Here is a 25,665-nt window from a genome sequence, read left to right as displayed (position 1 = left end):
GGTGCAAATTTGTGAAACGGAGAGGCTGGTTATAAGAACGTTGTCCTTAGACGATGTTCCCGAGTTGGCCAATATCCTTAGCGACCCTGAGGTGATGAAATATTCGATTCGAGGCGTTTGCGATGAAACGGCGACTCGGCGGTTTATCGAGTGGTGTTTGGAGAGCTATGCAGCTCACAGCATCGGGCCGTGGGCCTTAGTAGAGAAGGATTCTGGAAATCTTGTTGGCTTTTGCGGTATCAGCCCCGAAGAGGTCAATGGTGTTGAGGAGATGAGTCTAGGCTATCGGCTAGCCAAACGGTACTGGGGGCAGGGGCTGGCGTCTGAGTCAGTGCAAGCGGTACTCCATAATGCACTTAATCAAAAGCAGCTATCGTCGGTGGTGGCTATTATTGAGCCTGAAAATGGTGCATCACTTAAGGTCGCAGAGAAAGCTGGGTTTTCTGAGTTCGACATCCTTGAGTTTCATGGCCGTCCAGTGAGGCAGTATCGGTTAACTCAGCAGTAGAGGGGCGGTTCCTTAACCGAGCTCTGGCTCGCTCAAGGACTTCACTGACATCTAAAGATTTGATTTTGCCAGATTCAATCTCATTGATTCTGCGACATATCTCCGCGTCCCAAGCTTCCGATACACTGATTTCAGCCACACCATCTAGGCTTGCTACCAAATCATGAGCGAGTTTAGCCCGCTCTTTCTCCGATAGGGTCATTGCTTCGTTCGTGATGGTTTCAAGTTGTGCTGTATTCATCTATTTACCCAGCCTCATAGAAACGGCAATGTCAAAATCATGCAGTAAATTACACTTGCTAACAAGGCCATCATGCCTGCCTATGGACTGTTGCGGAACCATATCATTAGCGCAGTTGGCAGATTCTGCGCCGAGGAAATCAATGCCAAAGGTCATACTGAAAGGATTTATCATCGTCCCCGAGCCGGATCTGAACGCTGTTAAAGCAGAGCTCATCAACCATAAGCGGTTAACCCTGTCTGAGCCCGGCTGCCTCGTTTTTGAGGTTGTTCAAGGCACTATTAACCCCTATCGATTTGATGTGTATGAAGAGTTCATTGACCGAGACTCTTTTGAGCGACATCAAGCTAGAGTGAAATCCTCCGCCTGGGGTAAGGTTTCAGCCAATATTGAAAGGCATTACAGTCAGCAATCCGCTGGGTAGCTAACCCAGCGGCTATAACCGACGTTTCTTACTTTCGTATGTGTGCTCTATTAGCCGCGCTTCTTACCAGTATCTCTCATACTCATCACGTAAATAATGAACATGATCAGTGAGCCCATTACAAAACACCATACGCCTACGGTTGCGTAGCTCGCAAAAGCGGGAAGAAACAAAAGACTGCCAAAGAAGAAAAATAAGCTTGATAAGAGACCGAGTAGGTTGGGTAGCTGTTGATGCTGCGCTATCTCACTGTTCATTTTATTTCCTTATCTGAACTATTACTTTCAAGAGCCTCACAGTGCTTAAATACTGATGTCCGGTGCAAACTGAAAGCCCACCGATACCCGATTCCAACTGTTGATTTGGACAATAATGGCGGTGAGGTCAATTAGCCCCTGCTCACCAAACGCAGCTAGGGCGTTTTGATAGTCGTTGTCACTCACCGCTTGCTGGCTGACCAGTGTTAGTGCTTCGGCCCAGGCGAGTGCGGCGCGCTCTTGTGTGCTGAAGCAGGGGGCTTCACGCCAAGCAGGCAATACGTCTAAGCGAACCTGGTGTTCGCCATCGTCTCTGGCCTCTTGCGAATGCATGTGCTGACAAAAGCAGCAGTGATTAATTTGCGAAACACGTAGGTTGACCAAGTGGATTATCGAGCGATCAACCGTTGAGTCTGGGGCAACGTCGCCTAGTGCCGTCAGGTGCTTAGCTAGGCGGGGGCAAAGGCGATATACAGACTGTTGAGAGATACGAGTAGACATGTGGGTGACCTCGGTGAGTAAGTTGAGAGCTCAGCTTAACGTCGAGGTTTTTTTACGCCTTGTAAATTTGCGACAGTTTGCGCTTGCGATAGGCGGCGGGCGTTTCATAGGCGAGTGATTGGAAGGCATGGGTGAAGTGAGCTTGGTCATAGTAGCCGCATTGCAGGGCTATTTCCGTTAGGGGCAGCGTGGTTGCAAGCAGTCCATGGCGGGCTCGGTTCAGCCGGGCATAGGCCACTAATTGGCCTGGGGTAACGCCCACCTCGCGTTTTAATTTGCGCTCCAGGGTACGTCGAGTAAACCCTAGCGTGGCGCCTAACTGTTGGGGCGGAAGCTGAAGTGCTCCAATGGCTTGAACAATCTTAGTGATACGGCTATTGGCGGGTGGCTGGCTTTCTAGTCGATGTAACAACCATGTTTCCAGCAGGCGTAAACCCTGTTGCGAGTCCGACTGGTAGAGGCGCTCTACCACAGGTATTAATCCTTGCAATCCTAATGGTTCAAGCTCGTTATCCAAGCGATAGTGTGTATCTGTGAATGCTTCGGGTAGCAAACCCAGCAAGCAGTGGGTGCCGGCTGCCTTAAAACGAATGCCCAGACAGGGTGCGGTGGTGTCGAGTGTCTCTATCAACGTGGTTTTGTTGAAACAGAGCGTGATAATGGGGTGGGGGCTGGTGAGCTTGATGCTGAGGCTAGCACCGGCATCAGGGTAGAACTTTTCGGTTCTTGATTCAGTGAGATGCCCTGGGCGCCCCATTGACCAAAGGCACTGAACCCACGGGGCTAAGCGTTTATCAGGCAGGCGATGCCGAAAATTTAGATCGTTAGCGTTGCTTGGCAAGATGAACTCGGTCATGGCGTTAACCAATGGTATGTTTTTTTAATGATGGCTCACATTAACTCAATCACGCAGCATCTGGGAGCTGGCCCGGCGCCATACACTAGGCGGCGCTTTTTCCTGGCGAGCCCAGTTGCGCCTTAGCTGCCGCTCATCCCCGAATCCGGATGCTTCGGCGATACGCGCTAGCGTCCATGTCGTTTCGGTCATTAACGCTTTGGCTCGCTGCAGGCGCAACCCCATAATGTAGTCGCCCACCAGCATGCCGGTGAGGCTTTTGAATTGGCGCCGAAAATGACGCTCACTCATGGCTGCCTGAGCCGCCAATGTCTCGATACGCCAGGTTTGCGAAGGGGCGGCACATATTGCATCTTGAACGCGATGCAGCCGTTCATCCACATGATTGCGGCCCTCAAGCCATGCACCCAACTGAGGCTCCTGACCACTGCGACGAAGATACAGCACCATCTCTCGCGCTACCGCCAAGGCCAGTGAATGGCCACAAGCACGGGTAAGCCAGTACAGCATGGTATCAATGCCGGTCGAAATCCCCGCGCTGGTTAAATAGCGCCCGTCCTCGGTAAAGATACAATCACTTTGTACCTTTGCTTGTGGGGCTTTGGCTTGTAACTGCTCGATTAGCGCGTGGTGGGTGGTACAGCGTCTTCCCTTTAACAGGCCCGCGTCTGCCAGTAATAGCGTGCCCGAGCAAACGGTCATCAGCGTATCTGCATAGTGGGCATTCGCTTTGAGCCAAGCAACACACTCTTGCTGCGCTAATGGCTCAAGGCTATTGCGGTACTGACCAGGAATAAGCAGTAAATCTTGAGTAGGAAGCTGTTCAGGCAAGGGATCGATGCCGCTAAGGGTCAGCGGCCCTAGCCACTGCATGGCCGCTTTGGGGCCGAGATAGCGCACCTGAATGTCTATCGAAAGCCGGTCAGCACACTGTAAGACCTGAAGTGGGCCAACCAAATCAAGTGGCACTTGGCCGGGCATCATCAGTACCGCCACCCGCAAGGTGGTGGCTCTTGTGGATGGCGGTTGGCTATTGTGTTGCTCTTCACTCACGGGGGTTTTGCCATTCGTTGATCATGTCTTGTGTGCTGATAATACGCGCAAAGCGGTCTTCAAGTACCAGTTCGGTGCGCGCCTTAATATCATCTGCTGACCAGGTGATGCCGTGGCGTGTCATGGGGAACGTTAGGGTAGCATCGCTGATAAAGTCGACGCTAAACCCTAAATCCGACGCCACCCGTGCGGTGGTTTCGCAGCATTGCTCGGTACGAATACCGCTAATCGCCAGCCGTTCAATGCCTCGCTCCCGTAACCAGCTTTCTAGTGAGGTATCGCTGAACGCGTTATGCGCACGTTTATGAAAGGTTACCGCCACTTCATCGTTAAAGTCATCAAGCGGACGAATAAGGCCACCGTCAGGGTCGAAAGCCCCTTGGCTGCCAGGTGCCTCATGCAGAATGCGCACAACCGGTATATCGTTGGTCTGGGCTGCGTTCAGCACCGCACGCTGCTTGGGACGCCACGCCTGAGCCAGTGATTCTACCCAGTAATCGCGGGCAGGGAACGAGGCTTGAACATCAATTAATAGTAATGCGGTTTTAGGCTGGTTCATGGCTAATCTCATCGTGTTGAAGTGAGGTTACAGATTAGCTGTTACGCATTCTGCCAACGATGCGTTAAGCGGTCACAAAGGGGGCAATTTCGGCCATGTGTGGCCGAAGGGTAATATCTGACAATGGCGATTATGAATGAACATCTAGGCGCCAGGCTCTCACCTCTGAAGGGATATGCTTTCGAGAGGGCGAGCATTGTCTGCTAAGTTAAACTTGCTACCTTCAACACCATGGTTGTTGACCCAGAAAAGCCGATTAACCATTTCAAGTAGGGAAAATGCTCTTCGTTTACGGCGATAAATCCCTTGGACTCGTACAGCCTCCTTGCTCTCGGGTTGCTATCGATAACGTCTAAGCGGATCGTCTCGAAACCATTATCCACGGCATGTGCAATAATGCTATCCAAGAGTCTGGAACCTATGCCTCGCCCTCGGAATCGGCTATCGACAGCAATCCCATCCATCACCAATTCTTGAGATTTTGGCTTGCGCTCGAATAAGCTGAACACCAGACATGCCCAGAGCCCTTTCAATGTTCCAAGCTTGCCTATCAGCTGTTTCATCCCGATTCCGCTCGTTAGCGAACCATTGGGCTGCTGAAACCCTGCTAGCCCAATGACCTCATCTTCAAAGATGGCAGTAAAGGAAAATTCAGGGACAAAACAGTCGGAGAGTAATTGAATGCGCTTAGCCTTGTCAGGTATTGCGCTCGCGAATTTAGCGCCGAAAGCTTCTTCATATAGCTTAGCGACAGGCCCAGCCTTCTCAAGGTTAAAGCCTTTCTGAATCAGAACGTTCATATACTGGCTCCTAGATTCAAAGAGAAATGACTATTGGTCACAGACGCAGTGAATTAATTTTTATTTGCAGGGATGAGGCAACTTCAGTAGTGGATGAGGAATTGCCGCGGGTCTTTGGTTCAATATCATAAAGGGGGGATGTATCGTTAGTACCTTCACTGATAATGGCATGATGGGTACCTGTACCGTAAATATGTGTGCTAATTTGAGTTGGTCTGGTCGACCGTATGCAATCATTGAAAATGTGATTGTTTCCAAGGATCACCGCAAGCAACGTATCGGTAAGGCCAATCTTAGGTGTGCTATAGACTTTGCCCAGCAAGCTGGCTGTTATAAAGCGGCGCTTATGACGAGGTCTAAAGACCCCGCGACACAGGTTCTACGAGTCTTCAGGATTCAGCCCAAGCAAGCAGAGGTATCAGGTAGGGTTCAATGCATAACGCCCCATCCGATGCGCACGCACGGTTTTGCCATTAATACGGGTAAGCGTAAGTTTTGGGATAGGAGAGAGACATGATACCAATCGAAACATGGATGGCTTTCACTGCCGCATGCGTTTTAATAATTCTAGTGCCGGGGCCTGATAATATACTCGCCGTTAGTCGTGGACTTAGCCAGGGGCGTCTAGCGGCTTGTGTCTCCAGCGTAGGAGCTGGAATGGGGCTGATGGTGCATGTGGTTGTCGCTTTTCTTGGTTTGGCGGCTCTTATCCAGACCTCTGCCGTTGCCTTTAGCGCCGTTAAATTGATTGGGGCCGGGTATTTGATTTGGTTAGGTATTAAAGCATTACGTTCCAGAGACTTGATTGCATTTTCATCGCATCGTCGTTTGTCTTACTGCGAGGTTTTAACCACTGGGTTTCTAACCAACGTGCTTAATCCGAAGCCCGCGCTATTTATCTTGGCATTTATTCCTCAATTTGTATCGCCGGCGCAGGGATCGATTGCGTTGCAAACGCTATTGCTAGGTGCTTGGTTTGCTTTTATGGCATTCGCTATATTCGCCGTGCTGGGTCTCTTTTCATCTATGTTTGCGCGCTGGTTGGAGAGTCGTCCGCGCGTAATTCAAGGCCTGAATATGGGCGCTGGAGCAATGTTCATTGCAGCGGGGTTATCAGTGATATTTCTTGAGAAAGTGGAGAACCGCTAGTCGAAGACGACTAAACCTTCACACAGACAAAAATAGCGTTTCCAGAGGCGTTATCCCAGGGGATGATTTTTTCATAGTTGTGCTCAAACACATGAACCTCAAAGTGAGGCGCTAAGAGTGCGCTTAACTCCGCAAAGCTGACGGCTACCATGGGGTGTTCGTCGTTCCATAGCTGTGTTCCTTCAGCGTTGGCTTTTTCAATGCTGAGCCTAAGCGACTGCTTTTCACCTTGGCCACTGTAGTGCCATCCCGAGCGGAACGTGAATAAATCGCTTTCTTGTTGGGCGCTGTGTTTAACAGATAAAGCGTTATCGATTTTGTCTTTATCGACTGCGTTAAAACAGAAAATACCACCAGACTTGAGGGCACAATGAGCACTGGATATACACGCTTTTAGCTTTTCAATCCCATCGTTGTAGTGGATTGAGTATAAAAAGCAGGTGATTAAGTCTTGAGGCTCGTTGGCCTTGAAGTCACTCATGTCTTGCAACGTGAAGTGTGCTTCTGAGCAACGCGTGGTGGCAATATCCAGCATGGGTTGATTAATATCAAGCCCGCTACTGGCGTATCCAAAATCAATAAAATGGCGCACGTGTGGGCCGGTGCCACAGGCTAAATCTAGGTGTGTCGTTCCGCCGTTACCGAAAATCTGATGCAGCCTGCGAATGGCGTGGCTTTGCGCTTGATAGTCGATATCCACGCACATCAAATCGTAGTAGCCAGAAAGGTCGGTATAGAGGGCATTGACGGACATAGTGACCTAATAGTGGCTACTGAAATAGGGTGGGTGGCGCATAGTAAACGAGCGAGTAGGGTTTGAGAAGCAGGCACAGCTTGGAGTTTAACGATTACGCAAATACATCTTGCAGCCCTAAAGAAACTCTGACGATGACCGATATATACCTAAGACCATCGAGATTTCTCTGGTCGTTGCTAAATGCCGAGAGTGCCCGTTATGCCGAAAATGCTGATCTTTATCATCACCTTGCTTCTCATTCTGTCTAACCAAGCGCAGGCAAACTCGAGTGCGGCAGAGGCGGCGGCGTTGGCGTGGCTAGAAGCCATCGATAGTGGTCAGTATGAGCAGGCATGGGAATCGTCATCTTCACTACTAAAAAAGCCGCTTTCACCGCACATGTTAGAACGGACGATTGGTGCAGCGCGTCGTGACTTTGGTGCGGTTCAGTCGCGTCGGCGAGTAAGCGTTGTCCGCGAAACCTCTATGCCTGGGGCTCCAAGAGATGACTACGCGGTTTTGACGTTCCAAACACGTTTTGAAAACAGATCATCGCAGATTACGGAAACCATCACTCCTCACTTGGAAGAGGGCACGTGGAAAGTTAGTGGTTATTACTTGAACTAACCGACTCCTCAAAAATATTGCAACCACCTCTGGTTTGCAGCATCGCCTTGGTTCAGGCTCCTTTTCCCCTCGAATCCTGCCATCACGTTGTTCATGACGAAGCTCAATTTGGCTGCTACGTTGAGTAGATAGCCTTGTGTATGTTGCTATGGATAGGCTGCAGATTCAGACGGGAATGTTCAAGGCGTTGAATGCGAGGAGTGGGTATGCAAACCCTTTCTCTCAAACCGCACTGGCTCTGGTTGATGGTTGCCGGTTTGCTAATGGCTACTATGTCGTTTACATGGCAGGCCATGGCACAAAGCGCTTCACCAAGCGTTCTGGTGCTTAATATTGAAGGCGCCATCGGCCCGGCTACCAAGGACTACTTTGAGCGTGGGCTGGATAAAGCCCGCGAGCAGGGCAGTGAGGTGGTGATCGTCGAGCTCGATACCCCCGGCGGGTTGGTCGACACCACCCGCGACATGATTCGCGAGATGCTCAACGCTGACATTCCCGTGGTGATGTACGTTTTCCCCAGTGGTGCGCGAGCGGCAAGCGCGGGCACCTATCTACTTTACGGTAGCCACGTGGCTGCCATGGCCCCCTCGACGCATCTCGGCTCGGCCACGCCGGTACAGATGGGCGGTGGGCTGCTCGGCAGCGATGAAGACGAAGAAGATAATTCGGCTGAGGAGTCCGAGGGCAGCGCCATGGAACGCAAGGTGATGGAAGATGCGGTGAGCTTTATCCGCAGCCTAGCGGAACGCCATGATCGCAATGCCGATTGGGCTGAAGAGGCCGTGCGCAATGCGGTCAATCTCACTGCCAGCGAGGCGCTGGAGCAGAACGTCATCAATGTGGTGGCGCGCGATCTTGACGATCTCCTTGAGCAGATTGACGGCATGAGCGTGGTCATGGAAAGCGGTGATGCCACGCTTGAGACCGCAGGCCTCACCATTGAGCGCTTCGACCCTGATTGGCGCACCCAGGTGCTATCGCTGATCACTAATCCCAACATAGCCTTCTTCTTGATGGTCATCGGCTTTTACGGGCTGGTTTTCGAGCTGGCCAATCCCGGCAGTCTGTTCCCCGGCACCATTGGCTTGATTTGCTTGCTGCTCGCCCTGTTTGCGTTTCAGGTGCTGCCGATTAACTACGCCGGGCTTGCGCTGATGGTGGTCGGGCTGGCGTTGATGGTGGGTGAGGCATTTATGCCTAGCTTCGGCGTGCTGGGGGTTGGCGGCATCATTGCCTTTGTGCTTGGCTCGGTAATGCTGATGGACGCGGAGCATCTTGCCATTTCGCTACCTCTAATCGGTGGTGTGGCATTGATGTCCGGGGGGCTAATGCTATGGACGTTAACACGCTTTGCAACGCTGCGCCGTCGTCCGGCACACACTGGCGCGGAGCAGTTAATCGGCGCAGATGCGGTTGCACTGGATGATTTTGAGACCAGCGGCCATGTAAGGCTGCATGGCGAGCGCTGGAACGCAGTAAGCGATGTGCCAGTCAAACGAGGTGAGAAGCTTGTGGTGGTGCGCCTTGATGGCTTGACGGTATATGTGACGCCCCGCTAGTGCCCACTTTCTGACATAACCGACCCACAGCTAAACGAGGTGTCCAATGATTATTTCGTATTTAGTTCCTGTCGTGCTGGTGGTGATGTTGATCGCTGCCTCTATTCGCATACTGCCAGAATATAAACGCGGCGTAGTGTTCTTTCTGGGGCGTTATCAGATAGTGAAAGGGCCTGGGCTAGTCATTGTGATCCCCGCCATTCAGAAGATGGAGGTGGTGGATCTGCGCGTCATTACCATGGATGTGCCGGAACAGGACGTAATCTCTCAGGATAACGTCACCGTTAAAGTTAATGCGGTGCTTTATTTCCGCGTCGTCGATCCAGAAAAGGCGATCATTCAAGTCGAGAATTTTACCCAGGCGACCAGTCAACTAGCACAGACCACTTTGCGTTCCGTGCTGGGTAAGCATGATCTGGATGAGATGCTTTCCGAGCGCGATAAGCTCAACGACGATATCCAGGAAATCATCGATACCCAAACCGAAGCGTGGGGTATCAAGGTCGCCAATGTTGAAATTAAGCATGTAGATTTGGATGAGAGCATGATTCGCGCCATTGCGCGCCAGGCAGAGGCGGAGCGTGAGCGTCGCGCTAAGGTGATTCACGCTGAAGGGGAACTGCAAGCATCCAAGAAACTGGTCGAGGCGGCCAATGTCATGCAGGAAAACTCTGCTGCGCTGCAACTGCGCTACCTGCAAACCATGAGCGACATGAGCAACAAGAATGCCTCGACAATCGTTTTCCCGCTGCCCATGGACATCATGGAAGCGTTCAAGGATATGAAAGCCAAGCATACGGCAGCGACGCCTGGTAAGGCGCAGGATGACGCCTAGGCTCACAGCTCTTCCCACTGCCTGTGGTACGGTTTGGCAGCAACTGGCAGTGGGCTCCCTGAATACATTTTTTGTTTCATGGGATATGCTTCGAAGCCTCTGATCCAAGGATCCCGGTGATGCCATGTCCCTGATTGCCACTACCCCTGAACCGCCTTACTACGCCGTTATTTTCACTTCACTACGCACCGAGGTCGATAACGGCTATGACGCAATGGCCGCAAGAATGGTTGAGCTTGCAGCACAGCAGCCGGGGTTTTTAGGGGTGGAGTCTGCCCGTAATGAGGTGGGTGTAACAGTTTCTTACTGGGCCGATTTGGCATCTATTAAAGCGTGGAAAGCCCATGCTGAGCATCAAGAAGCTCAGCGGCTAGGCCATCAGCAGTGGTACCAGCACTTCAAAACCCGTATCGCCAAAGTCGAGCGAGATTACGGTATTTAGCTGGTTGCCACCGATTCACGGCTTACACCACCAGCAACAGCAACAAGGGTATCAATACCAGTTCAATAGGAATGGGCAGAAGAATAGTCTCCAGAAAGGAGAGGGTGGCGAGTAGACACAGCATATTCTTCGAGCGGTTAATGCGCTCAAACCACTACTTAGTGCATTTGGATGTTATGGCCATGCAGGTCTCTACACTTCGGGATTAATGCGGCGATAGACAGCCGCTAATAGGCTGTAAAGGCCAAACGCAAAAAGTCCCAGCGCGACAAAACCAAGCAACCACTGACCGAAGGGCTGGCTTCGCAGGGTGCTAAACACCTCGCTCATACCGCCTGCTTGATTGGGATTGATTTGATAAGCGGCGATGATAAAAAAGCTACCCACGATCACAAACACAGCACCACGAATCACTAAGCCGAAACGGCAAATAGGGTAGGCCCATTGTTGCGTTTGTGGTGGCATAGCGAAGTGTTTGTCGAATTTGGCCTTGTAGCCTTTAAGCGCGTGGGCCATACCTACCCCTATCATGATTAGGCCAACCCCAGCGACCAGCCAGCGCCCGAAAGGCTGCTGCATCAGCCAGCCCGCGACACCTTGTGAACCACCACCTGAATCACCCGAAGAGCCCGCCAATTGAAAGATGAGCGTGGCGGCAAAAAAAGCCAACAACGTGTGGGTAAAGGCGCTTGCCAATAAGCCCGCACGAATTGCCAGCCCCTTGGCGCCGTTGCCGTGATGGTCGGTGTCTTTAACTGCTTGGATAGTCCGCCACATCGCGTAGCCCACCAAGCCGATGGCCATAAGGGCTAACAAGACTTTTCCGAAAGGAGCGGTGAGCACGCGTTCTAAGGCGCCCCGACTGCCTTCTGTTTGGCCGCCTTGCCCAAAAGCTGCCAGCGCTGCAAGGCCGCCGACTAATACATACACAATGCCCCGAGAGGCGTATCCCATACGGGCGAAAAGGGTAATTGCATCACGGTGGTCGGGGTTATTCATACTATTGGCCATGGTGTCCTCCTGACAAATTATGGCGTTGCGCATCCCTATGCAATCTAGCGTATATAGCAGCCCATACTGTGCTTCTGCTGTGCTATTGTCCAGCCTAGGCCAAGCCGAAGCGTCAAAGGCTATTTTTGAATAACACGAGCAGAATATGAGTACCATTTCGTCACCTATCTTCTGGCGCGATGCGCGTATGCCCTATGTGGAGCTGCGCAAGATTAGCGACGCGCGACAAGTTTGCTATGCGCCGCACAGCCATACGCATTGGTCGCTGGGGGCCATTACCGCAGGTAAAAGCACTTTTTGCTATCGCGATGCGACGCATCAGATTAGTGCGGGTGACATCGTTATGATGAACCCCTACTGGGTGCATGCCTGCAACCCCATCGAGAACCAGCCCTGGGCGTACATGATGCTCTACGTCGATACCGAGTGGCTGAGTGAATTGCGTTACCAATTGGGCCTGTTGAATACGCCGTATTGGCAAGATATCGCCACCGCCGTCATTACCCAGCCAGCGCTTTATGCCGGGTACTGCGATATGGCTGCTTGTTTGCTGGATGAACATCGCGAGATTAGCGATAAGCAAACGGCGCTAGTCGAATACTTGTCCATCATGATGCAAGTGCTTGCTCAGGAATCCCCCGCGGTATTGCCCCAAGCGCCCAGTGCGCTAGAACAGGTCGCGGCCTATTTGCGTGCCAATTGTAGCGCTGATATATCGCTAGAACGCCTATGTGAGCAGTCCGGCTATAGTGCTGGGCACCTGATTCGCGCCTTTAAACAGCACTTCGGACTAACACCCCATGCTTACCTGATTAATCAGCGCATTCAGCTGGGGCAGCAAGCGTTAAAACAAGGGCAACCTATCGTTGAGGCGGCTTTGAACGCTGGCTTTAATGACCAGCCCCACTTTCAAAGGACGTTCAAGCGGCTGGTAGCAGCGACACCCAACCAGTACCGCTACCCGCTACTCAACCAGTAAGACAATAGCGCTAGCCGCCAGGCAGATAGCGAGTGCGCGGTTAATCGTCAGTAAGATGATAGGACGATGAACATAGCGTTTCAGAAAAGCGCCTGCATATACCCAACTGGCTAGCGATAGCCAGCAAATAGGCAGATAAAGGCCGGCGAACAGCCATAGCAGATGGGGCTCATTAGCAGTGGTGTAGGCGCCAATGCCAGCGGCAGACGCCAGCCACGCCTTGGGGTTGAGCCACTGCATCATGGCACCTGTCATAAACCCTGGCGCTTTGACGCCGCCTCTCTCCTGCAAGCGCCCATCGTGCTGTAAAAGTTGATAGCTGAGATAGAGTAAAAACAGAATGCCTGCCCAGCGTAAAAACTCTTCCAGCAGCGGCAGCACATTCAGCAGTGAGTAAAGCCCCGCGCCGATGGCTAAAAATAGCGCGATAAACCCCAGCGTGGCGCCGGTTACAAAAACAAGCCCTTTAGCAATAGGGTAGTGCGTACCGCTACTCAAACAAACGATGTTGACCGGCCCCGGCGAGATAGACGCTGCGAGGGCAAAGGCGGACATGGGTAGCAGCAAAGATAGCAGGGGTGAAGCGCTCATTGTCATTCTCCTCAGATAATGCAAGGAGAATGCAGTAGCGCTTGTGGGCGGTATTGAACAAAATTGAGATCGTTGCTTAAAGCGTTGCCCTGCTAATGCCCAAAAACCGACCAGCCGGTGCGCTGCACAAACATTTCGAGCGCCTGGGTGCCCAGAAAACTGTTGCCGTAGGCATCCAGCCCCGGCGACCAAACTGCGATGGAGCCATGGCCGGGTGCAATCGCCAGAATGCCACCGCCCACGCCACTTTTGCCAGGCAGGCCGACGCGAAATGCGAACTCTCCCGAGGCGTCGTAGTGCCCGCACATCATCATTAGTGAATTGATACGCCGTGCGCGCTGGGGGGCTACCACGCGAATGCCACTGGGTTTGTTGATACCATCCGAGGCCAAAAATAGCCCGGCATGGGCCAACTGCTCACAGCTCATGGCGATAGCGCACTGGTGAAAATAGGTGCCTAGCACCTTATCGACATCATGGCGTAGGCGGCCAAAGGCTTTCATAAAGTGCGCCAGTGAGGCGTTGCGGTCGCGGTGGGCCATTTCTGAAGCGGCCACCGCGTGGTCGAAGTAAATGCTGTCGTCATCGGCGATATAGCGCACAAAGCTAAGAATCTCGCCAAGTGTCTCTTTGGGCTCGTGGCCCATCATGATCGCATCGACTACCGCAATGGCCCCGGCATTGATAAACGGGTTACGCGGTTTGCCGCTTTCATGCTCTAGTTGCACGATGGAGTTGAAGGGATCCCCTGAGGGCTCGCGGCCAACTTTTGACCACAGCGAATCACCCACTTGCCCAAGTGCAATGGTCAGCGTAAATACTTTAGAGATACTTTGAATTGAGAAGGGCGTGGTAGCACAACCTGCCGAGTACACTTTGCCATCCACCGTGGCGAGCGAAATGGCAAACTGCTGTGGGTCAACATGGCCAAGCTCGGGAATATAGTCTGCGACCTTACCGCGTTCTTCGGCGTTTGCCATGGCTGCTGCAATGTCATTGATCAAGTCTTGCATGGGCGTATCGTGTACCGTCAATGGAGGCGGGGCATTACCCTAGCGAAAACTGGTGGAAATGTCTGTTAAACATAACGCCTCTTTTAAACATAAACTGTCTGATCACCTGCCAGTGCGCAAGATTCGGGTCGGCAACTTGCCCGTGAAGGCTTAGGCTGAAAGGAACTAGGCTTTGTACGAAAAGTCGGCGAGCGAAGACTAGACAAGGCAAAAATCAACGAGAAAGCGGAGTTTACGGGGTGTAAATGAGCGTTTCGAGGCGATTTTTAACGCAGTATTGTCGAGCGCAGTCAGTTTTCGTACAAAGCCTAAGCAGCTCCGACGGTCAGAGAGATAACCCAATGAATGACTATGAGCGTATCGAAAAAGCCATGGCCTATATGGTGGCTCATGCGGCGGAACAGCCCAACCTGGAAACGGTAGCTGCTCATGTTCATTTGAGTGCCTTCCACTTCCAGCGACTGTTTTGTCGTTATGCGGGGATTAGTCCCAAACGCTTTTTGCAGGCACTCACCTTAGAGCGCGGTAAGCAGTTGATGCATTCGTCCACTTCTTTGCTGGATATCGCCCATACCCTTGGGCTGAGCGGTGGCTCGCGGCTTTACGACCACTTTGTTCAGTTAGAGGCGGTCACGCCCGGCGAGTATAAGCGCCAGGGTGAAGGAGTGGAGATCGCTTATGGCGTTCACGAAACACCTTTAGGTCGCCTATTCGTCGCGGTTACGCCCCGGGGTATCTGCCGAATGGGGTTTGTCGATACGACTAATTCAGAGGAGTTACTGGCAAGGTTGGCCAAGGAGTGGCCGCGCAGCACCCTTCAACATAACACTGAGTCCACTCGCTATGCGGTGGAAAGGCTGTTTACTGAGCCTGAAGAGGGGGCTACCGCTGTCTCGCTACACGTCACTGGCACCAACTTCCAAATAGCGGTTTGGCGAGCGCTGTTAACGATCCCCGAGGGGCAATTTGCCAGCTATTCCCATATTGCTCAGGCGCTGGGATCACCTAAATCGTCCCGAGCAGTGGGCAATGCAGTGGGCGCTAACCCCATCGCGTTATGGATCCCCTGCCACCGGGTGATTCAACAAAGCGGTGCACTCGGTGGTTACCGCTGGGGATTAGAGAAAAAGCAGATGGTACAAGCCTGGGAGCTGGCGCTGGCTCACACAGATAACACAGCGCTCGCCCCCAGTTTAACGACCTAATCAATCAGCCCGTTCGCATCAAAAAACGGGAAGGGGCCAGGATAGCGCTGGATAAACCCTTGGTGAGTCACCATGCCGTTAGTTGCCGACCACTGGTGTAGCAGGTAACCGGGGGGCTCTAGCTGAAAGCTGGAGGGGCCGTCTGGGGTGAGATCCAAACTCACCTGGTGGGAAACCCCAGGGCAGCTAATCGCCAAAGTGTTAGCAAAGCGCGCCTGGATCGAACGGTGCAGATGCCCACAGAGCACGCGCTCGACCTGGACATGTTTGCCAATGACGTCGGCTAGCGCGTCTGTTCGCTTCAGCGGCTGGAGATCCATATGGTCGATGCCACTAACAAAAGGGTGGTGATGCACCATGACGAGAGTCGGTTTTTCGGGATGCTCTGCCAGCGTAGTGTCTAGCCACTGCAGGCTTTCATCGCTTAGCTCACCATGGGGTTTGCCGGGCACCGATGAGTCGAGCCCTACAATGCGCACCGGGTAGTCATCCACGACCCAGTGTAAATAGTCGCGGTGCTGAAACAGGTAACGGTGCTCGGGAAAGGCGGCGCGCAGATGCTCGCGGTCATCATGATTGCCAGGGATCAAGTACACGGGCAGCATTAACTCAGCCAGAATCTGCTTAAAGGTGGCGTACTCGCTAGGGTGGCCAAAATCAACCAAGTCACCGCTAATTAGCACCAGGTCGGGCCGCGGCGCTAGCTGATTGAGCGTGCTGATTGCTTGGCGCAGCGCACTGGCGGTATCTACCTGGCGGTAAGAGAGTTTCCCGCCCGCCTTGATATGCGGATCGCTAATCTGGGCGATAAGGCATTGCTGGGCATGAGGAACTTTCTGAGCGTTTAAACCTTGATCAGCCATTGGCCATCTCCTTGGCATTAACAGGGGCAGTGGGCTTATCTGGATGAAAAAGCACGTTAGAAGCGAGGGACAAACCAATCGCGGTACCGTTTGGCCAGCGCTGGCGAGAGGGTGCCTCAATCTGGAGCGGCGAAGCGCCGCCCGTGTCCACCATCAGGCGCTGGGTCTGGCCCAGGAAGATGCTCTGTACCACCTTGCCTGTTACATCGGCTTGGTCAACGGAAACCACCTGAATGTCTTCTGGACGGCAGTAGACAGTGGATACTCCCTGCAAATGGGCAGCGATGAGTTCACCGCCATGGACGACCAATCTTCCATCGGCGCGTGTGCTGATCACCTCCAGGCAGTTAACCGCACCAATAAAATCGGCTACAAAGGCATTGGCCGGCTGATGATAAATCTCTTGGGGGGTGCCCAACTGCGCGATGCGTCCGGCTTGCATTACCGCGATGCGGTCACCCAAGGCCATCGCCTCATCTTGATCGTGGGTGACGTAGACCGCCGTGGTGCCTAGCTCCCGTAGAAGCTGGCCAATCTCGATGCGTAAGCGGTCGCGCAGTTTCGCGTCTAGAGCTGCCAACGGCTCATCAAACAGCAGCACCTTGGGGCGAACAGCAATCGCACGGGCAAGAGCCACACGCTGTTTTTGGCCACCGGAGAGGGCGTCGATGCGCCGGTCACCAAAGCCTTGTAGGTCGACCATATGCATGACTTCGTCAAGCCGATGGGCGATCTCGGCACGGGGCAAACGCTGTATTTTGAGCCCGTAGGCAATATTGTCGGCAACGCTCATATTGGGAAATAGCGCGTAGTTTTGAAACACCATTCCCACGTCGCGCTGTTCAATCGGCAGAGCGGTGACATCACGCTCGCCAAACATTACTTGCCCGCCTTTGTCGGGGCTTTCCAGGCCGCTAATAATGCGCAGGGTGGTGGTTTTACCGCAGCCGGAAGGGCCCAGCAGTACCAGGGTTTCGCCCGCATCGACCTGTAAATCAAGCGGCTGGAGCGCTGTGTTGCCGCCAGCGAAGGTGCGGCTGCATTGGTGTAGCGTAATGCTGACAGATGAACTCATAACGGATTCTCAAATAATAAAACTTAGCGGCGCTGCTCGGTGAGTCGGCCTGCCCACTGAATCGCCACTAGCAAGGGCACCACCATCACCAGAAATATCAGCGTGTAGGCTGAGCCGATTTCAAGGCGCATCGAGGCATAGCTGTCGGCTAAGCCGACCGGTAGCGTTTTGGTTAATGGGGTATGCAGCATCCAGGTAATGTTGAATTCACCGATCGATAGGGTGACCACCATCAGCGCCCCCGCCAAAATACCGCTCATACAGTTGGGGATGACCACCCCGAAAAAGCGTTGCCGAAAACTGGCGCCTAAGCTGGCGGCGGCTTCTTCCAGTTGGGGAAGCTTGGCGGTTTGCATCACGGAGAGCACCGCGCGCACCATAAAGGGCAAGGTAAACAGCACATGGCCAACAAGAATAAATAGCCAGCTGCCACGAAATTCACGGTAGCTGCCATAGGCAAGCAGTAGGGCAAGCGCGGTGGCCAGCCCAGGCACGGCAACTGGTAGCAGTAGGAGTTCTTCAAGCGCATTGGCCCAGCGGCGACGGCTGCGCAGCAGGCCATAGGCGGCGGGTACGCCAATCAGGATAGTGATCAATAAGCAGGCCAGCGCCAGTTTAATTGAGAGCCAGATGGTATCGGCGTAGAGCTGCCACACCTCATCCACCCAGCGCAGGGTCAGGCCACTCTCAAGGCCGACAAAGTAGTTTTCGGTCAGCCCCGCCATGACCGACATGGCGACGGGCACGATCATGAACAGGCACACCAGCAGGGTGAAGCCCAATTGCAGCGTGAAGCGTAGGCGAGATTTCATACCGAGGCTCCCAAGTTGCCGCCAGCCAGCCTGCGGGCAAGACTCAATGCCATCCAGGTGATCACGCCCAATACCACTGAAAGCGCGGCTGCCATGGCGAAGTTAGCGTAGTTGGTGAATTCGCCGTAGATATTGAGCGGTAGAATGCTCAACTGCGTGCCCAGGGTAAACGCCGTACCAAAGGCGCCCATACTGGTGGCAAAGCAGATGGCACCGGTTGAGAGCAGCGCGGGAGCAATGCCGGGTACGATGACGTCTTTGGTGACCTGCCAGGTGTTAGCACCTAACGAGCGAGCTGCCTCTTCAAGGCTTCTATCCAGGTTGTCGCAGGCAGCCATCACAGTGGTGATAACGCGAGGAATGGAGAAGTAAAGGTAACCAATAAATAGCCCGGCCAGTGAGTAGGCGAACATCCAGCGCTCGCCAAACAGCCACAGGCTGGTCTGCGCCAAGGCACCTTGACGCCCTCCCAGCATGATGACCAAAAAGCCCACCACCACGCCTGGGAAAGCCAGCGGAAAGGTGAGGATAGCCACTAGTATGGACTTGCCAAAAAAACGCTGGCGGGCGAGAAAAAATCCGGCAACGCCCGCAATGGCAACCGCTACCAGTGACACTATCAGCGAAAGACCAACGGTGGTCGCCAGGCTGATTAAGTACTGACGATGGGTAAGAATAGTCAGGTAAGCGCTAATACCGCTGCTTGGATCAGCCTCGGCGCCCATCATGATCAGACGCGAAAAAGGCAGTAGCCAAAAGGCGCAGAAAATCACCAGGGCAGGCAGTAAGGCGAACAACGCGATAAAGCGTTTACGCCGGGCTGGGCCTACCATCGTCGATGGTCGACTTAGGTAAGAAGCAGCCCCGGAGGGCTGCTTGGATGCCGCTGTCATGATTAACGAACCTCCGACAGATACCGCTCAGAGAAGCTACGTTGAGCAGCCGCCATGGCGGGGTAGTCAAGTGCCTCGGCGCGGGCATACTCGCTATCGGGCAGAAAGACTTCGCGTGCTTCGGGGGAAATGGCGCTGGCGCGCACGGGACGTAGGTAAGCATCTGCCCATACCGCTTGGCCTTGGTCAGAGAGCACGAAATCAAGCACTTGCTGACCGTTTTCGGGGTTAGGGCCATCTTTTACCAGGCTCATAACATAGGGCACTACCACGCTGCCCTCCTCGGGAATCACAAACTCTACGTTGGCACCATCGCTATGGCGTGCGCGGTAAGCGTTGAAGTCGTAATCGAGAAGAATCGGGATCTCACCAGAAAGTACTCGAGCGTAGCTGGTTTGCTTGGGCACAATCGGGTCGTTTTTGGCTAGCTGATTGAAGTAGTCGATCGCCGGAGTGAAGTCATTAAGATCGCCACCCATGGCTAGGTTGACCGCCACGGCACCGACGTAGCCAACAAAGGCGCTGGCCGGGTCAAGGTAACCCACCATGCCGCGATACTCGGGCTTGAGCAGATCTTCCCAGGAAGTGGGCACCGGCGCGCCATCCAAGGCGTCAACGTTGACCATAAAACCGAGGGTACCAGAGTGAATGGCAAACCAGTTACCTTCGGGGTCTTTTAGACCTTCAGGAATCTCATCCCAGTGTTCGGGCTGGTAGGGCGCCACTACGTCCTCTTCCATGGCTTGAATGCCGAAGGTCACCCCGTAGTAAACGACATCGGCCACCGGGCTACTGGCTTCGGCAACCAATTGGGCTAAGGATTGGCCGGAGTTCTTGTTGTCTTGCGGCACGCGAATGCCGGTCTCCTGTTCGATCAAACGCAACTGAGTGCCCCAGTCCGCCCACTCAGGCGGGCAGTTGTAGCAGATAGCGTTGTCGCTTGACTGGGCAGTGGCGACCCCTGACGCACTGATAACCGCCGTGGCCAGTAACGCTTGATAAAGATGCTTAAGGTTCATGCGTTTAAGACTCATACCAAGTTCCTCTATAAAGTGCTTAACGTGGACTTGCGGGATGCCGGGATTCCGACACTTTCGCCCTTACGCAATGCGTGGGGCAGGGGAGCGGGCGTGCATTTTTCTCCCCGAATCATGGCTAACAAGGTGTGAACCGCGGTGCGCCCAATGTCGGCGCGAGGCTGCTCAATGGTGCATAGCGATGGGTAGAGGTGCTTGCCTAAGGCAATGCCATCAAAGCCCATCACAGAAAGGTCGCCAGGCACGTTAAAACCTGCGCGTTGTAATTCGCCCATCAGGCTGATGGCGAGCAGATCATTGGTACAGATCACCGCGCTGAGAGCCTCTGGCCCTTGCAGTGCAGGTGTTAGGCTTTTCAGGTCAGCTTGGGTATGGCGGGTCATCTCAACCAACGGGCGTGCGATCAGGCCTGCCTCGCGGATAGCGTGGCAGTAACCGTCAAAGCGCTGCCGGGCGCGGTCTGATTGCAGCAGCGGGCCAGCGACCATGCCAATGCGCTCATGACCCAGGGTGATTAAATGGCGGGTGGCATCAGCGCTGGCAGCGCGGTTATCGACGCCAATAGAGGGAAAACCACTTTTCCCTGGCGGGTTGTAAACTAGTAAGCACGGGGTGGTTTCCAAGCGCAGCGTGTTCAGCACGGCACTGTTATCCGCTTCAGCCACGGTCAGCACCAAGCCGTCCACGCGCTGGCGCAGCATCTCCTCAACAATGTCACCCTCGCGGCTGGGCGAGTATTCGCTGGTGGTAACGATCAGTGAGTAGCCAGACGCGCGGGCGGCCACTTCCATGGCTTGTAGCTGCTCGGCGAATACGGGGTTATCGAGACTGGGCACCATCACGCCAATCATCTGTGTCGCTTGAGAGCGCAGCTGTTGGGCGATTTTATTTGGCCTAAACGCTAACTGCTGGGCAGCGTTAAACACTTTTTCACGGGTAGCGGGGCGTACCAAGTCGGGGCTTGAAAAAGCCCGCGCCGCGGTTGCCCGAGAGACTCCTGCGAGTTTGGCCACACTAAGTAAATCTGCCATGGAAATACCTGTTATGAATGCAATGAGATCGATCTCATTTATTAGGTGTCAGCCTAGAGATGGCGTATGACGAATTGATGGCAATAAAAAGTATTTTTGATTATTAAGGGCAGCAGCGTGCTTAAGCGGAGATTGAACACATTGCACCGCTTAGCCCCTCCCGCTAAAGTCTCGCTCTTGTTCACCTGGACGAGACTTCTTTATGGCTACACTGATGATTCAAGGCACCACCTCGGATGCGGGTAAAAGCACTGTGGTGGCTGCCCTTTGCCGCGCGCTGGCAAGGCGTGGAGTATCGGTGGCGCCATTTAAACCCCAGAATATGGCATTGAATAGCGCCGTGACTGAGGACGGCGGCGAGATTGGCCGTTCCACGGCGTTACAGGCGCAAGCCTGCTATTTAGCGTCCCACAGTGATATGAACCCGGTACTGTTAAAGCCGGAAACCGATCGTGGCGCCCAGGTGATTTTACGCGGCAAAGTGCATGGCCATATGGATGCGCTGGATTACCACGCCTATAAACGCACCGCGAAAGAGAGCGTGATGGCGGCATGGCAGGCGTTGGAAAACCGCTTTGATGTCATTATTGCCGAAGGGGCGGGCAGCCCTGCTGAGATCAACCTACGCGAGGGGGATATCGCCAATATGGGCTTTGCCGAAGCGGCTGACTGTCCAGTGATACTGGTGGGCGATATTGACCGCGGTGGGGTATTCGCCCAATTGGTAGGTACGTTGGCGCTGTTGAGCGAGAGCGAACAGGCGCGTACCAAAGGCTTTATTATCAACCGCTTTCGAGGTGATATAGCGCTGCTTAAGCCGGGGCTTGAATGGTTGGAGGAGCGTACGGGAAAACCCGTATTCGGAACACTGCCTTATCTGCAGGGGCTAGTACTCGATGCTGAAGATAGCATTGGTTTAACCCACGCCGAAAAGGCTAGCCAGACACTTAACGTGATCGTTCCGGCGCTACCGCGCATCAGTAACCATACTGACTTCGATCCGCTGCGGTTGCACCCACAGGTATCGCTGACCTTTGTGGGGCCCGGCCAGCCGATACCCGCCGCCGATGTGGTCATTCTGCCCGGTAGTAAAAGTACCGCGAGCGATTTGGCGTGGTTAAAGCAACAGGGCTGGGATAACGCCATTCAGCGCCACCTGCGCTACGGCGGCAAGGTGTTAGGTATTTGCGGTGGCTTTCAAATGCTGGGCGAATGGGTGGATGACCCTGATGGTCTGGAGGGTAAGCCAGTAAAAGTGGCGGGCTTGGGCTTGTTGCCGCTGACCACCCGAATGGTGGCAGGCAAACAGCTACGCAATGTTCGCGGCGTGACCGTTGCTGAAGGGGTAACCGTCACCGGATATGAAATTCATAATGGCGTAAGTGAAGGGCAGGCGCTTAACGCGCCATTATTTGACATAGAAGGCCGACCAGAAGGCGCCGTCAGTGAGGATGGCCAAATAATCGGTACTTACCTGCACGGGTTATTTGACCACCCGGAGGCCTGCCAAGCCCTACTGAAGCAGTTGGGACTCGTTAATGGAGAGCAGAGCGATTATCAAGCTCACCGAGAACGTGAGCTTGACCGTTTAGCCGATATGCTGGAAGCCCATATCGATATTGAGGCGGTTATTGCGCTGATTGATGCGGGCGCTTCGCCATCACAGTGATTTCAATACTGCTTCCGCCGTAGAGGTTAGGGGATTCGGTGCAGGTGCGGGCAGGGTAGCGGCCAGGTTCAAAGTACTCCGCGTAAACAGTGTCCATGTCTTGGATAGCGTGTAGATCCGTGAGGTGGATATCCACCCGCACTATATCCGCTAAGCTGCCGCCTTCCATTTCAAGCATGCGCGATAGTGCGCGCATCACAAGGCGAGTCTCTTCTTTAACGTCGCCTTTGACTGCGTGGCCGTTAGAGAGATCGCCAACGGTCAGTCCTGAAATAAACACATAGTGATCATCGACTACCATGTGGCTACCGGGGAAGCTTGGTGTGGGCATGGTAGGGTCATTCATAAAGGTGGGCATGCTAGCTCCTTCTAAGTGATGTTCACGCTTACAGTTATCTTCGACAGATTGTTAACAGTAGTGTTCAGTATCAGTAAAAATGAATAGAGGACGCGTGAGGCATGTCGCGCTGTCAAAACGGCGATAATTACTCTAGGCTTGCGGCTTTTTAGTCGCTGAGGATGATTCATATGAAGGTCGTACACGTTAACGCAGAGGCCCAGCGCAACGCCTGTCTGGCGCGACTATGCGCTGAGGTATACGGGCAACAGGCTGGTCTAACGCCGCTGGTCGTGTTCACCGGCACCTGCAGTGTGTTATTTCCTCAGGAAGCCGCGCGACTGTTTGCTGCCGTTGACGGCCAGGGTAAACCCCAAGCGCTAGCGCTGCTAGTGCTGGACGAAGAAGGCGAGGGTATGACCGTGACCCACGCCTGCGCACTTGACCAGACAGATGCCCAGCAGCGTTTGATCAGCGAGCTTACTCTGAAAGCGCCGCTACGGGTCGAAGTGGATAACGCCGAACGAGAAGCGTTCTATCAAAAAAGTGGCATTAAGCGCTGGTTCGGCGGGGTGGATGGAAAGCGTATTGGCTTGGGCGCTCGCCACCCTGCCAAGAGTATTCGCGAATTAGCGCCTACCCTAGTGTTGGATGAAGCGCTTATCCTGCGCCGCTTTAAACATGACCCTAAGGCGTTTGAAACGGCCAAACAGGCATTTTTGAAGGGCTTAAACGATTTCCCGCAGTCGCTTTAATAGCCCTTAGGAAACGCTGCGTTCCAGTTTGTGCAACCAAGTTGCACGTTGTTGCCATGTTATTTACGTGTTGCCCCGATAAAATAAGCATCACGACTAGCTTATTAAAAGAAGGGAGAAGCTGCATGGCATTACCGATAATGGATAACAGTCAACGTTACGGTGCGATTAGCCGCTTGTTGCATTGGGGGATGGCGCTACTGTTTGCTTGGCAGTTTACGAGTGCCACGGCGCACTGGCTTTTTCCGGACACACCCTTTGAAGAGTTCTTCTGGGGAACCCATTACCCAGTGGGTGTATTGCTACTGACCTTAGTCGTACTGAGAGCGATATGGGCGTTGGCCAATGCATCGCGCCGTCCGCCATCGGTGAGCGTTATGGCAAAGTTGGGCCATCTTGTTCTCTACGGCTTGATGATGGTGATTCCGACGATTGCGCTTATTCGCCAGTACGGTTCGGGCCGCTCGCTTGAGGTGTTTGGCTTTACGCTGATGTCAGGTTTTGAAGGCGAGGAAATCACCTGGATGACAGATCTGGGCGGTTTGCTCCACGGTGAGCTAGGCTGGACATTGTTAGCGTTGATCGTAGGGCACATCGTGATGGCCATTTTGCATCGCAAGCTGACTCACCACGACGTGCTGACGCGCATGGCCAGATAATCAGACTACTTCTTTGCTAGCTCGCGCATGGCGGTTTCCAAACCCTCCATGGTCATGGGGTACATGCGGTCATCAATGATCTCGCGGATTAGTTGAGTAGAGTAGGTGTACTCCCATGCCCGGGGTGGCATCGGGTTAAGCCACGCCAGGCGGGGAAACGTTTCGCATAAACGCTTCAGCCACACGCCGCCCGCTTCGTCGTTAAAGTGCTCTACGCTACCGCCGGGGTGGGTGACCTCATAGGGCGACATGGCCGCGTCACCGACAATCACGACCTGGTAATCCGCACCGTAGGTGTGCAAAACATCCATGGTCGGGATCCGCTCGTTACCCCGACGCATATTGTTTCGCCAAACCCCTTCGTAAAGGCAGTTATGAAAGTAGTAGTGCTCAAGATGCTTGAACTCTGAACGGGCGGCAGAGAACAGTTCTTCGCAGACGCGAATATGATCATCCATCGAGCCGCCCACATCCAAAAATAGCAGCACTTTAACGGCGTTATGGCGCTCCGGGCGCATCTGAACGTTGAGTAGCCCGGCGTCCTTGGCAGTTTCGCGAATAGTGCTATCCACGTCAAACTCATCTAGCGCCCCTTGGCGGGCAAACTTGCGCAGGCGACGCAGCGCCATTTTGATATTGCGCGTGCCTAATTCCAGAGAATCATCGTAATCGCGGAAGCGTCGCTCGTCCCAGACCTTGGTGGCGCGGCGGTGGCGGGAGCCATCCTGACCAATGCGAATGCCTTCCGGGTTGTAGCCGTAGGCGCCAAAGGGGCTGGTGCCGCCGGTGCCGATCCATTTATTGCCGCCTGCGTGGCGCTCTTTTTGCTCCTCCAGGCGTTTTTTGAACGTCTCAATGAGTTCTTCGAGGCCGCCCAGGGATTCGATCTTGGCTTTCTCTTCATCCGTTAGCTGCTTCTCAAATTCCCGGCGTAGCCAGTCATCGGGGATCAGCGCTTCAATGGCGGCGTCCATGTCCTCCAGGCCTTTAAACCAGGCGGCAAAGGCACGATCAAAGCGGTCAAAGTGGCGTTCGTCTTTGACCATCACCGTGCGGGCCACCTGATAGAAGGCTTCCATATCGGCGAACACCACACCGCGTTCCACCACGGCGTGAAGATCCAGCAGCTCACGTAGCGATACCGGAACGCCCGCATGCTTTAGTGTTTCGAATAGGCCAATAAACATG

At 53.7% G+C, this 25,665-nt stretch carries 32 protein-coding genes; 13 read left to right on the top strand and 19 right to left on the bottom strand.

Annotation, left to right across the window (positions count from 1 at the left end; translation table 11 throughout):
- Position 1: 1 nt before the first annotated feature.
- Positions 2-508, top strand: coding sequence for a GNAT family N-acetyltransferase (locus YERSI8AC_RS13840; protein WP_159176901.1), 507 nt, complete (start codon positions 2-4; stop codon positions 506-508).
- Here the strand turns inward: YERSI8AC_RS13840 and YERSI8AC_RS13835 are convergent.
- Positions 417-710 (bottom strand): addiction module protein, encoded by a 294-nt coding sequence (locus YERSI8AC_RS13835; RefSeq protein WP_236557453.1) that lies wholly within the window; start codon positions 708-710, stop codon positions 417-419. The two genes, YERSI8AC_RS13840 and YERSI8AC_RS13835, sit on opposite strands and share 92 nt — an antisense overlap.
- 181 nt (positions 711-891) lie before the next feature.
- Here YERSI8AC_RS13835 and YERSI8AC_RS13830 point away from each other — a divergent pair, with 181 nt between their 5' ends.
- Positions 892-1,173: a putative quinol monooxygenase gene (locus tag YERSI8AC_RS13830; RefSeq protein WP_027957577.1), complete on the top strand. Its 282-nt coding sequence runs from the start codon at positions 892-894 to the stop codon at positions 1,171-1,173.
- Positions 1,174-1,223: 50 nt separating this feature from the next.
- Here YERSI8AC_RS13830 and YERSI8AC_RS13825 read toward each other — a convergent pair whose 3' ends face one another.
- The 6 genes from YERSI8AC_RS13825 to YERSI8AC_RS13800 form a co-directional block, all read right to left on the bottom strand.
- Positions 1,224-1,430, bottom strand: a complete 207-nt coding sequence (locus YERSI8AC_RS13825; protein ID WP_022523108.1) for a YrhK family protein — start codon at positions 1,428-1,430, stop codon at positions 1,224-1,226.
- 45 nt (positions 1,431-1,475) lie between these two features.
- A complete protein-coding gene (locus tag YERSI8AC_RS13820) occupies positions 1,476-1,931 on the bottom strand; it encodes a carboxymuconolactone decarboxylase family protein (protein WP_009287032.1) in 456 nt (151 codons plus the stop codon).
- A gap of 52 nt (positions 1,932-1,983) precedes the next feature.
- A complete protein-coding gene (locus YERSI8AC_RS13815) occupies positions 1,984-2,787 on the bottom strand; it encodes a helix-turn-helix transcriptional regulator (protein WP_022523109.1) in 804 nt (267 codons plus the stop codon).
- A 45-nt stretch (positions 2,788-2,832) separates the two neighbouring features.
- Positions 2,833-3,840: a GlxA family transcriptional regulator gene (locus YERSI8AC_RS13810; RefSeq protein ID WP_027957575.1), complete on the bottom strand. Its 1,008-nt coding sequence runs from the start codon at positions 3,838-3,840 to the stop codon at positions 2,833-2,835.
- Complete coding sequence (locus YERSI8AC_RS13805; protein ID WP_159176899.1) at positions 3,833-4,399, bottom strand: isochorismatase family protein; 567 nt, start codon at positions 4,397-4,399, stop codon at positions 3,833-3,835. Before YERSI8AC_RS13805 ends, YERSI8AC_RS13810 begins: the two co-directional genes overlap by 8 nt.
- A 203-nt stretch (positions 4,400-4,602) precedes the next feature.
- Complete coding sequence (locus YERSI8AC_RS13800) at positions 4,603-5,199, bottom strand: GNAT family N-acetyltransferase (RefSeq protein ID WP_022523113.1); 597 nt, start codon at positions 5,197-5,199, stop codon at positions 4,603-4,605.
- 100 nt (positions 5,200-5,299) lie between these two features.
- On the opposite strand from YERSI8AC_RS13800, the gene YERSI8AC_RS13795 reads away from it, so the two are divergent.
- On the top strand, positions 5,300-5,716 hold the full coding sequence (locus YERSI8AC_RS13795; RefSeq protein WP_082116880.1) for a GNAT family N-acetyltransferase: 417 nt from the start codon (positions 5,300-5,302) through the stop codon (positions 5,714-5,716).
- Entirely contained in the window at positions 5,713-6,348 is a 636-nt protein-coding gene (locus tag YERSI8AC_RS13790; protein WP_159176898.1) for a LysE family translocator, read from the top strand. Before YERSI8AC_RS13795 ends, YERSI8AC_RS13790 begins: the two co-directional genes overlap by 4 nt.
- 10 nt (positions 6,349-6,358) lie before the next feature.
- Here YERSI8AC_RS13790 and YERSI8AC_RS13785 read toward each other — a convergent pair whose 3' ends face one another.
- Positions 6,359-7,102 carry a class I SAM-dependent DNA methyltransferase gene (locus YERSI8AC_RS13785; RefSeq protein ID WP_022523116.1) on the bottom strand — a complete coding sequence of 248 codons (744 nt, stop codon included), beginning with the start codon at positions 7,100-7,102 and terminating at the stop codon, positions 6,359-6,361.
- Positions 7,103-7,303: 201 nt separating this feature from the next.
- Between YERSI8AC_RS13785 and YERSI8AC_RS13780 the strand changes: the two genes are divergently transcribed.
- The 4 genes from YERSI8AC_RS13780 to YERSI8AC_RS13765 all read left to right on the top strand — a co-directional run bounded on the left by YERSI8AC_RS13780 (position 7,304) and on the right by YERSI8AC_RS13765 (position 10,547).
- Entirely contained in the window at positions 7,304-7,711 is a 408-nt protein-coding gene (locus tag YERSI8AC_RS13780; RefSeq protein ID WP_022523117.1) for a DUF4019 domain-containing protein, read from the top strand.
- Positions 7,712-7,917: 206 nt separating this feature from the next.
- Positions 7,918-9,270 carry an NfeD family protein gene (locus tag YERSI8AC_RS13775; RefSeq protein WP_022523119.1) on the top strand — a complete coding sequence of 451 codons (1,353 nt, stop codon included), beginning with the start codon at positions 7,918-7,920 and terminating at the stop codon, positions 9,268-9,270.
- Positions 9,271-9,316: 46 nt separating this feature from the next.
- Positions 9,317-10,105 (top strand): slipin family protein, encoded by a 789-nt coding sequence (locus tag YERSI8AC_RS13770; RefSeq protein ID WP_009287026.1) that lies wholly within the window; start codon positions 9,317-9,319, stop codon positions 10,103-10,105.
- A 124-nt stretch (positions 10,106-10,229) separates the two neighbouring features.
- On the top strand, positions 10,230-10,547 hold the full coding sequence (locus YERSI8AC_RS13765; RefSeq protein ID WP_022523120.1) for an antibiotic biosynthesis monooxygenase family protein: 318 nt from the start codon (positions 10,230-10,232) through the stop codon (positions 10,545-10,547).
- 192 nt (positions 10,548-10,739) lie between these two features.
- Here the strand turns inward: YERSI8AC_RS13765 and YERSI8AC_RS13760 are convergent, their stop codons facing one another.
- Positions 10,740-11,558 carry a DUF1206 domain-containing protein gene (locus YERSI8AC_RS13760; protein ID WP_159176897.1) on the bottom strand — a complete coding sequence of 273 codons (819 nt, stop codon included), beginning with the start codon at positions 11,556-11,558 and terminating at the stop codon, positions 10,740-10,742.
- Between the two features lie 145 nt (positions 11,559-11,703).
- On the opposite strand from YERSI8AC_RS13760, the gene YERSI8AC_RS13755 reads away from it, so the two are divergent.
- Entirely contained in the window at positions 11,704-12,537 is an 834-nt protein-coding gene (locus YERSI8AC_RS13755; protein ID WP_009287024.1) for an AraC family transcriptional regulator, read from the top strand.
- Here the strand turns inward: YERSI8AC_RS13755 and YERSI8AC_RS13750 are convergent.
- Positions 12,523-13,128: a LysE family translocator gene (locus YERSI8AC_RS13750; protein ID WP_041158561.1), complete on the bottom strand. Its 606-nt coding sequence runs from the start codon at positions 13,126-13,128 to the stop codon at positions 12,523-12,525. The genes YERSI8AC_RS13755 and YERSI8AC_RS13750 overlap by 15 nt on opposite strands.
- Before the next feature lie 92 nt (positions 13,129-13,220).
- The gene (locus YERSI8AC_RS13745; protein WP_039859115.1) at positions 13,221-14,141 is read right to left on the bottom strand and encodes a glutaminase; all 921 of its coding nucleotides are present in this window, start codon (positions 14,139-14,141) and stop codon (positions 13,221-13,223) included.
- Between the two features lie 341 nt (positions 14,142-14,482).
- On the opposite strand from YERSI8AC_RS13745, the gene YERSI8AC_RS13740 reads away from it, so the two are divergent.
- Positions 14,483-15,346 (top strand): bifunctional transcriptional activator/DNA repair enzyme AdaA, encoded by an 864-nt coding sequence (locus YERSI8AC_RS13740; RefSeq protein ID WP_022523125.1) that lies wholly within the window; start codon positions 14,483-14,485, stop codon positions 15,344-15,346.
- On the opposite strand, the gene YERSI8AC_RS13735 is transcribed toward YERSI8AC_RS13740, so the two are convergent.
- The 6 genes from YERSI8AC_RS13735 to YERSI8AC_RS13710 are packed head-to-tail and all read right to left on the bottom strand — an operon-like array spanning position 15,343 to position 21,057.
- On the bottom strand, positions 15,343-16,209 hold the full coding sequence (locus tag YERSI8AC_RS13735; RefSeq protein WP_159176896.1) for a phosphodiesterase: 867 nt from the start codon (positions 16,207-16,209) through the stop codon (positions 15,343-15,345). The genes YERSI8AC_RS13740 and YERSI8AC_RS13735 overlap by 4 nt on opposite strands.
- Entirely contained in the window at positions 16,202-17,284 is a 1,083-nt protein-coding gene (locus YERSI8AC_RS13730; protein ID WP_159176895.1) for an ABC transporter ATP-binding protein, read from the bottom strand. The genes YERSI8AC_RS13735 and YERSI8AC_RS13730 overlap by 8 nt, the downstream gene beginning before the upstream one ends.
- Positions 17,285-17,307: 23 nt before the next feature.
- Entirely contained in the window at positions 17,308-18,096 is a 789-nt protein-coding gene (locus YERSI8AC_RS13725) for an ABC transporter permease (RefSeq protein ID WP_022523128.1), read from the bottom strand.
- Positions 18,093-18,989, bottom strand: a complete 897-nt coding sequence (locus YERSI8AC_RS13720; RefSeq protein WP_022523129.1) for an ABC transporter permease — start codon at positions 18,987-18,989, stop codon at positions 18,093-18,095. Before YERSI8AC_RS13720 ends, YERSI8AC_RS13725 begins: the two co-directional genes overlap by 4 nt.
- A gap of 2 nt (positions 18,990-18,991) precedes the next feature.
- Positions 18,992-20,023: an ABC transporter substrate-binding protein gene (locus YERSI8AC_RS13715; RefSeq protein WP_022523130.1), complete on the bottom strand. Its 1,032-nt coding sequence runs from the start codon at positions 20,021-20,023 to the stop codon at positions 18,992-18,994.
- 11 nt (positions 20,024-20,034) lie between these two features.
- Positions 20,035-21,057 carry a substrate-binding domain-containing protein gene (locus YERSI8AC_RS13710; protein ID WP_159176894.1) on the bottom strand — a complete coding sequence of 341 codons (1,023 nt, stop codon included), beginning with the start codon at positions 21,055-21,057 and terminating at the stop codon, positions 20,035-20,037.
- A 202-nt stretch (positions 21,058-21,259) separates the two neighbouring features.
- Between YERSI8AC_RS13710 and YERSI8AC_RS13705 the strand changes: the two genes are divergently transcribed.
- Positions 21,260-22,726, top strand: coding sequence for a cobyric acid synthase (locus tag YERSI8AC_RS13705; protein ID WP_022523132.1), 1,467 nt, complete (start codon positions 21,260-21,262; stop codon positions 22,724-22,726).
- On the opposite strand, the gene YERSI8AC_RS13700 is transcribed toward YERSI8AC_RS13705, so the two are convergent.
- Positions 22,686-23,084 (bottom strand): RidA family protein, encoded by a 399-nt coding sequence (locus YERSI8AC_RS13700; RefSeq protein ID WP_022523133.1) that lies wholly within the window; start codon positions 23,082-23,084, stop codon positions 22,686-22,688. The two genes, YERSI8AC_RS13705 and YERSI8AC_RS13700, sit on opposite strands and share 41 nt — an antisense overlap.
- A gap of 170 nt (positions 23,085-23,254) precedes the next feature.
- Here YERSI8AC_RS13700 and YERSI8AC_RS13695 point away from each other — a divergent pair, with 170 nt between their 5' ends.
- Together YERSI8AC_RS13695 and YERSI8AC_RS13690 are read left to right on the top strand one after the other, a co-directional pair.
- Positions 23,255-23,818: a hypothetical protein gene (locus tag YERSI8AC_RS13695; protein WP_022523134.1), complete on the top strand. Its 564-nt coding sequence runs from the start codon at positions 23,255-23,257 to the stop codon at positions 23,816-23,818.
- A gap of 125 nt (positions 23,819-23,943) precedes the next feature.
- On the top strand, positions 23,944-24,477 hold the full coding sequence (locus YERSI8AC_RS13690) for a cytochrome b (protein WP_022523135.1): 534 nt from the start codon (positions 23,944-23,946) through the stop codon (positions 24,475-24,477).
- A 5-nt stretch (positions 24,478-24,482) separates the two neighbouring features.
- On the opposite strand, the gene YERSI8AC_RS13685 is transcribed toward YERSI8AC_RS13690, so the two are convergent.
- Positions 24,483-25,664 carry a vWA domain-containing protein gene (locus tag YERSI8AC_RS13685; protein ID WP_159176893.1) on the bottom strand — a complete coding sequence of 394 codons (1,182 nt, stop codon included), beginning with the start codon at positions 25,662-25,664 and terminating at the stop codon, positions 24,483-24,485.
- Position 25,665 lies beyond the last annotated feature (1 nt).

The organism is Halomonas sp. 113, from assembly GCF_904067645.1.
Taxonomy (GTDB): Bacteria; Pseudomonadota; Gammaproteobacteria; order Pseudomonadales; family Halomonadaceae; genus Vreelandella; species Vreelandella titanicae.
The sequence above is the reverse complement of the archived record's forward strand: the minus strand, read 5'-3'. Positions and strand labels throughout refer to the sequence as shown.

Bases quoted from the DNA above. Each gene is read 5' to 3' on its own strand.
- YERSI8AC_RS13705 (WP_022523132.1), top strand. From the start codon at position 21,260: ATGGCTACACTGATGATTCAAGGCACCACCTCGGATGCGGGTAAAAGC.
- YERSI8AC_RS13830 (WP_027957577.1), top strand. From the start codon at position 892: ATGCCAAAGGTCATACTGAAAGGATTTATCATCGTCCCCGAGCCGGAT.
- YERSI8AC_RS13695 (WP_022523134.1), top strand. From the start codon at position 23,255: ATGAAGGTCGTACACGTTAACGCAGAGGCCCAGCGCAACGCCTGTCTG.
- YERSI8AC_RS13815 (WP_022523109.1), bottom strand. From the start codon at position 2,787: ATGACCGAGTTCATCTTGCCAAGCAACGCTAACGATCTAAATTTTCGG.
- YERSI8AC_RS13805 (WP_159176899.1), bottom strand. From the start codon at position 4,399: ATGAACCAGCCTAAAACCGCATTACTATTAATTGATGTTCAAGCCTCG.
- YERSI8AC_RS13730 (WP_159176895.1), bottom strand. From the start codon at position 17,284: ATGAGTTCATCTGTCAGCATTACGCTACACCAATGCAGCCGCACCTTC.
- YERSI8AC_RS13685 (WP_159176893.1), bottom strand. From the start codon at position 25,664: ATGTTTATTGGCCTATTCGAAACACTAAAGCATGCGGGCGTTCCGGTA.
- YERSI8AC_RS13770 (WP_009287026.1), top strand. From the start codon at position 9,317: ATGATTATTTCGTATTTAGTTCCTGTCGTGCTGGTGGTGATGTTGATC.
- YERSI8AC_RS13725 (WP_022523128.1), bottom strand. From the start codon at position 18,096: ATGAAATCTCGCCTACGCTTCACGCTGCAATTGGGCTTCACCCTGCTG.
- YERSI8AC_RS13690 (WP_022523135.1), top strand. From the start codon at position 23,944: ATGGCATTACCGATAATGGATAACAGTCAACGTTACGGTGCGATTAGC.
- YERSI8AC_RS13715 (WP_022523130.1), bottom strand. From the start codon at position 20,023: ATGAGTCTTAAACGCATGAACCTTAAGCATCTTTATCAAGCGTTACTG.
- YERSI8AC_RS13700 (WP_022523133.1), bottom strand. From the start codon at position 23,084: ATGCCCACCTTTATGAATGACCCTACCATGCCCACACCAAGCTTCCCC.
- YERSI8AC_RS13760 (WP_159176897.1), bottom strand. From the start codon at position 11,558: ATGGCCAATAGTATGAATAACCCCGACCACCGTGATGCAATTACCCTT.
- YERSI8AC_RS13735 (WP_159176896.1), bottom strand. From the start codon at position 16,209: ATGGCTGATCAAGGTTTAAACGCTCAGAAAGTTCCTCATGCCCAGCAA.
- YERSI8AC_RS13765 (WP_022523120.1), top strand. From the start codon at position 10,230: ATGTCCCTGATTGCCACTACCCCTGAACCGCCTTACTACGCCGTTATT.
- YERSI8AC_RS13820 (WP_009287032.1), bottom strand. From the start codon at position 1,931: ATGTCTACTCGTATCTCTCAACAGTCTGTATATCGCCTTTGCCCCCGC.
- YERSI8AC_RS13835 (WP_236557453.1), bottom strand. From the start codon at position 710: ATGACCCTATCGGAGAAAGAGCGGGCTAAACTCGCTCATGATTTGGTA.
- YERSI8AC_RS13740 (WP_022523125.1), top strand. From the start codon at position 14,483: ATGAATGACTATGAGCGTATCGAAAAAGCCATGGCCTATATGGTGGCT.
- YERSI8AC_RS13775 (WP_022523119.1), top strand. From the start codon at position 7,918: ATGCAAACCCTTTCTCTCAAACCGCACTGGCTCTGGTTGATGGTTGCC.
- YERSI8AC_RS13785 (WP_022523116.1), bottom strand. From the start codon at position 7,102: ATGTCCGTCAATGCCCTCTATACCGACCTTTCTGGCTACTACGATTTG.
- YERSI8AC_RS13745 (WP_039859115.1), bottom strand. From the start codon at position 14,141: ATGCAAGACTTGATCAATGACATTGCAGCAGCCATGGCAAACGCCGAA.
- YERSI8AC_RS13710 (WP_159176894.1), bottom strand. From the start codon at position 21,057: ATGGCAGATTTACTTAGTGTGGCCAAACTCGCAGGAGTCTCTCGGGCA.
- YERSI8AC_RS13755 (WP_009287024.1), top strand. From the start codon at position 11,704: ATGAGTACCATTTCGTCACCTATCTTCTGGCGCGATGCGCGTATGCCC.
- YERSI8AC_RS13750 (WP_041158561.1), bottom strand. From the start codon at position 13,128: ATGAGCGCTTCACCCCTGCTATCTTTGCTGCTACCCATGTCCGCCTTT.
- YERSI8AC_RS13790 (WP_159176898.1), top strand. From the start codon at position 5,713: ATGATACCAATCGAAACATGGATGGCTTTCACTGCCGCATGCGTTTTA.
- YERSI8AC_RS13800 (WP_022523113.1), bottom strand. From the start codon at position 5,199: ATGAACGTTCTGATTCAGAAAGGCTTTAACCTTGAGAAGGCTGGGCCT.
- YERSI8AC_RS13825 (WP_022523108.1), bottom strand. From the start codon at position 1,430: ATGAACAGTGAGATAGCGCAGCATCAACAGCTACCCAACCTACTCGGT.
- YERSI8AC_RS13780 (WP_022523117.1), top strand. From the start codon at position 7,304: ATGCCGAAAATGCTGATCTTTATCATCACCTTGCTTCTCATTCTGTCT.
- YERSI8AC_RS13720 (WP_022523129.1), bottom strand. From the start codon at position 18,989: ATGACAGCGGCATCCAAGCAGCCCTCCGGGGCTGCTTCTTACCTAAGT.